A 397-nucleotide genomic window follows, 5' to 3' on the forward strand; every position below is an offset into this window, starting at 1 on the left:
TTCTGCTGACTGGTGGGCGTTTACAGCCACATCTTCACGCAACACTGTCCGCATTTCAGTAACTGAATACGTTGGTGCAACACCTTCCGTATCAACTTCTGACAATGTCGTGACCACTTCAAAAATCTTCTCCAAGTGATCCGTGAACATGTCAGCTTCTGCGTCCGTCAAAGTCAACTTTGCCAAGTTGGCAACGTGTTCAACTTCTTCACGTGTAATTTGCTCGTTTGCCATGTGCATTCCTTTCAACGCTGTAATAATTCTATCTTACCAAAGAATAACGCGGTTTAGTACATATCGTCAGACAATTCGTTTTTCTCTTCACGAACTTGGAAACGTAACCCCTTTGGATAGAAGTTTTTCATTTGACCATCAACCAACTTACCAAAGCCAGTAC

General features: G+C 42.8%; 2 protein-coding genes. Both read right to left on the minus strand.

The window, feature by feature from the left end:
- The coding region (gene gatC / locus C1I98_RS46860; protein ID WP_111172269.1) for an Asp-tRNA(Asn)/Glu-tRNA(Gln) amidotransferase subunit GatC at positions 1–234 on the minus strand (234 nt) is incomplete at its 3' end.
- Positions 235–287: 53 nt separating this feature from the next.
- Positions 288–397 (minus strand): methyltransferase RsmF C-terminal domain-like protein (locus tag C1I98_RS46865; protein ID WP_146607987.1); only part of this gene is annotated, 110 nt, incomplete at its 5' end.

Source organism: Spongiactinospora gelatinilytica (assembly GCF_003236385.1).
Classification (GTDB): Bacteria; Actinomycetota; Actinomycetes; order Streptosporangiales; family Streptosporangiaceae; genus Spongiactinospora; species Spongiactinospora gelatinilytica.